Origin of the sequence: Sphaerotilus sp., assembly GCF_041083715.1 — a bacterium.
Lineage (GTDB): Bacteria > Pseudomonadota > Gammaproteobacteria > Burkholderiales > Burkholderiaceae_C > Sphaerotilus.
The window spans coordinates 1-3,929 of sequence record NZ_JBFPGY010000053.1; the positions used below are offsets into that span (position 1 = coordinate 1).

Annotated in this window: 3 protein-coding genes and 1 pseudogene; 2 read left to right on the forward strand and 2 right to left on the reverse strand. The window is 70.1% G+C overall.

The features are described from left to right. Both AB3X43_RS02585 and AB3X43_RS02590 read left to right on the forward strand, forming a co-directional pair. The coding region (locus AB3X43_RS02585) for a DUF3482 domain-containing protein (protein ID WP_369428327.1) at nt 1-1,345 on the forward strand (1,345 nt) is incomplete at its 5' end. 251 nt (nt 1,346-1,596) lie between these two features. Then, nucleotides 1,597-1,878, forward strand: a complete 282-nt coding sequence (locus AB3X43_RS02590; protein ID WP_369428328.1) for a hypothetical protein — start codon at nt 1,597-1,599, stop codon at nt 1,876-1,878. 24 nt (nt 1,879-1,902) lie between these two features. Here the strand turns inward: AB3X43_RS02590 and AB3X43_RS02595 are convergent, their stop codons facing one another. Then, on the reverse strand, nt 1,903-3,027 hold the full coding sequence (locus tag AB3X43_RS02595; RefSeq protein ID WP_369428329.1) for a glycosyltransferase: 1,125 nt from the start codon (nt 3,025-3,027) through the stop codon (nt 1,903-1,905). Nucleotides 3,028-3,056: 29 nt separating this feature from the next. Next, nucleotides 3,057-3,641 (reverse strand): annotated as a pseudogene (locus tag AB3X43_RS02600) (sugar transferase); the annotation flags it as partial. Between the last annotated feature and the right edge of the window lie 288 nt (nt 3,642-3,929).

Here is a 3,929-nt window from a genome sequence, read left to right on the forward strand (position 1 = left end):
GCTGTGGGACACGCCCGGCTTCGGCGACAGCGTGCGGTTGGTGAAACGCATGCAGCAGTCGGGCAACCCGATCGGCTGGCTGCTCACCGAAGTCTGGGACCGCTGGCGCGACCGGGCCTTCTGGGCCAGCCAGATGGCGCTGCGCAATGTGCGCGACGAGGCCGATGTGGTGCTCTACCTGGTCAGTGCGGCCGAGTCGCCCGAGGCGGCGGGCTACGTGGCGCCGGAGATGGAGCTGCTGGCGTGGACCGGCCTGCCGGTGATCGTGCTGCTCAACCAGCTCGGCGCGCCGGGGCAGCCCGCGCAGGAGGCCGCCGAGATCGAGCGCTGGCGCCGCCACCTCGCCGGGCAGCCACAGGTGTGTGCGGTGCTGCCGATGGACGCGTTTGCGCGCTGCTGGGTGCAGGAGCTGACGCTGCTGCAGGCGATCGAGGCGGCCCTGCCGATCGAGCGCCAGGCGCTGATGGGCCGGCTGCGCGGTGTCTGGCAGGCCCAGCGGCGGGCCACCTTCGACCGCTCGATGCACACGCTGGCCGACAGCCTGGCGCGCATCGCCCACGCCCGGGAGACCGTGTCGGAGGCCGGCACGCTGCGCTCCGCGCTGCGGCAGGTGGGCAGCGCGCTGGGGCTGCGCCGCGAGGAGGGCGATCCGCGCCAGAAAGCGCAGGAGGCGCTGCTGGCGCGCCTGGACAGCGAGGTGCGCAGCAGCACCAGCGACCTGCTGCACCTGCACGGGCTGGAGGGCCAGGCGGCCGCGGAGGACATCCTCGCCCGGGTCGGCAGCCAGTTCGATCGGCGCGAGCGTGTCGGCACGGGCAAGGCGGCGGTGATCGGTGGCATGGTGTCGGGTGCACTCACCGGACTGGGGGCGGATCTGGCGTCGGGCGGACTGACGCTGGGCGGCGGGCTGATCGCGGGTGGCGTGCTGGGGGCGCTGGGCGCGATGGGGCTGGCGCACGGCGTCAATCTGGTCCGCGGGCTGGAGGAGTCCTGGCTCGGCTGGCGGCCCGAGGCGCTGGACGCGGCGGTCGAGGCCGCGCTGCTGCGCTATCTGGCGGTGGCGCATTTCGGCCGCGGCCGCGGTCCGTGGGCGCAGACCGAGGCGCCGGCCCAGTGGCGCGAGGTGGTCGTGGCGACCCTTGCTCCGCACCGCAGTGCCTTCGACCGGCTCTGGGCCGACCGCAGCCTGCCGGAGGCCACCGAGGCGGGCACCGCCGGGCAGCTGGCCGATCTGCTGGAGCCGGCGGGTCGGCAGGTGCTGGGGGCGCTCTATCCCGAGGTGTCGCTGGGCTGGACTGCCCGGGCGGAGGGGCCGCAGGGCGAACGGGTGGCGCCGACCGTCTGAGGTCCGGGCAGGCGCCGACATCATCGTGGCGGTGCCGACCTCGAAGACCTGCACGATGTGGGGCGCATTGCCTGCACGGAAGGCGGGATAGTGGCCGCCCTGCAGTCTGGAATCAGTGTGTGTACGCGGCGTGACAAGCGGACAGTGGTGTTCTATAACTGCCGCCAGACATGCGCAGGCATGTTGCGTCGCGCCGCAGGTCCGGTCCACGGGTCCTGCCGGAGGCCGGCGCCCCCTCCAGGAGTTCTGCCATGCACACACAGATCTTCCAGCGCACCAGCCTGGGTCAAGCGGCGACCTGCGGGCGGTTTGCGCTCGATCCGCAGGCATTGCACCTGCTCATGCGGTTCAACGGCTTCACCGCGCTCGAATACCTCGGGCAGACCGGTGAGGACGTGGCAGCGTTTCAGCGCATTGCACAGCAACTGCTCGACCAGGGCTTGATCGAGCATGTCGGGGAAGATCCCCAGGTCGAGTCTCCATCGGGGATGGGGTCGTGCTGGGGGTATCTGGACCAGCTCGTGCCGGCCTGACCGCGCCGCAGGGGCTGCGGGGAGTCACTCCGCAGTGACCGATGCTGTCGCCCTCGCCGCTCCGGCCGCCACGGGGGCGACACCGCTGCTGCGCAGCACCGGCACCGGCGACAAGCCGTGCGCCAGCAGCATCGATGCACGGAACCGGTGCCGCCCGTGGCGGTGGCGGGCGCGTGTGCGGGCGGCCTGCCCCATCTCGCGGCGCAGCGGTGCCGCCTCCACGAGGCGTGCGATGGCTGCGATCAGGTCGTTGTTGCGGTTGCAGAGGTAGCCGGACAGCGCATGCACGATCAACGCCCGGTAGGCGGGCACCTGGCGCCCCAGGCAGGGCACGCCGGCGGCCATCGCCTCGGCCATGCCGCGGGCATCGCTGCCGGCCGGGTCCGGTGACACATAGACCCAGGCGCGGTGCAGCGCTTCGGCGCGGTCGGTCGCGTCCGCGCCTCGCATCAGCTTGATCTGGGCGGCCTGCAGCATCTGCTGCACCGCGGGGGTCGCGTCGCCGATCCAGCCGAAGGTCAGTGCGGGGCGCAACCCCGTCAGCATCACCGCGAGCTGCACGAAGGCCTGGGCGTAGACCAGATCGCCCGGCTGGCCGGTGGTGACGATCAGCGGCGTCTCGGCCTCGGCCCGCTCGGTGTTGAAGTAGACCTCGTCGACCGGCCTGGACGGGCCACCCGGGTGCTCGCGGCCGGACGGATCGAGGGCATCGACCCGGTTGCGCTGCACGAGAAAGGCCGAGCGGTCGAGTCCGCGCACGATGCGCGCTGCCAGCGTGTCGCTGTCGAGGTGGAAGAACATCGGTGCCTGCACCGACGAGCCGCGCAGCACGTGGCGTCCGAGCAGTCCGGCGGTCAGGCCATGCACGTGCACGGCCAGCGTCGGGCCGTCCGCGAGTTCGCTGCGCAGCGTGGTGGCGGCTTGCCGCACGGCGGGCAGGCCCGCGCGGCCCGCGCTGCCCGCGCTGCCGTCACCCAGGCGCACACCGGCCGGAAGCATCAGCCGTGCCTGCGCCGCATCGCGGTGGTCCATCAGCACGAGGCTCTGCGGCACGCCGGCATCGGCGAGCGCCAGCACGGTGGGCCACAGCGTCTGTCCCCTGCCACCGGGCTGCAATCGACTGACGAGGTGGAGCACGCGGCTGGTCATGGGCGGGGTCACTTTCCGGGTTGCAGGGTTCAGCGTGCGCCGCTGCCCAGCAACACCACCCGCAAGGTGTGGACCAGGATGCTCAGGCGCATGCGCAAGCTGTGCTTTTCGACAAAAACGCGGTCAAGTTCAACTCTTTCTTCGTACGTCGTGTCATTGCGGCCGCTGACCTGCCACAGCCCGGTCATGCCTGGCCGCACGCTCAGGTAGTGCCAGCGCACCTGGCCGTAGCGCGGCAGCTCCGCCAGCGTGATCGGCCGCGGGCCGACCAGGCTCATCTCGCCACGCAGCACGTTGAAGAGCTGCGGCAGCTCGTCCAGGCTGGTGCGGCGCAGGAAGTCGCCGATCGGCGTGATGCGCGGGTCGTTGAGCAGCTTGTGGTCGCGCGCCCACTCGGCGCGTGCGTTGGCATCCTTTTCGAGAAGATCGCGCAACATGGCATCTGAATCGAGGTACATGCTGCGGAATTTCAGGCAGCGGAACAGCTTTCCGTGCTGGCCGATCCGATAGTGGCCGAACAGGATGGGCGCGCCGTCCTTGCGCCAGATCAGCAGCGCCACGACCAGGAACACGGGGCTGAACAGCACCAGCAGCACCGCCGCCATCACCTGGTCCAGACGCAGGTGCAGCCGCTCCAGCCAGCGTGAGTGGTTCGGCTGGCGTTGCTGGCGGAACTGGCGGGCACCTGCCACGAACGCGTTCAGGGAGGGGTGGTCTGCCGGGAGATCGTGTTTCTTTTCCATACAAATTCTTCCCATGTGTTGCAAGCAATGTCAGGGCTGCAGCGCTTTGATGCATTATTCACGCGTTGTCTCGCGTAGAGATGAAGTGCCATCTATTCGCATGTTTCTTCGGTCTATTGACTTCATTCGTGGTTCATTTCGAACGATAAACCATGTGTC

Bases quoted from the DNA above. Each gene is read 5' to 3' on its own strand.
- AB3X43_RS02590 (WP_369428328.1), top strand. From the start codon at position 1,597: ATGCACACACAGATCTTCCAGCGCACCAGCCTGGGTCAAGCGGCGACC.
- AB3X43_RS02595 (WP_369428329.1), bottom strand. From the start codon at position 3,027: ATGACCAGCCGCGTGCTCCACCTCGTCAGTCGATTGCAGCCCGGTGGC.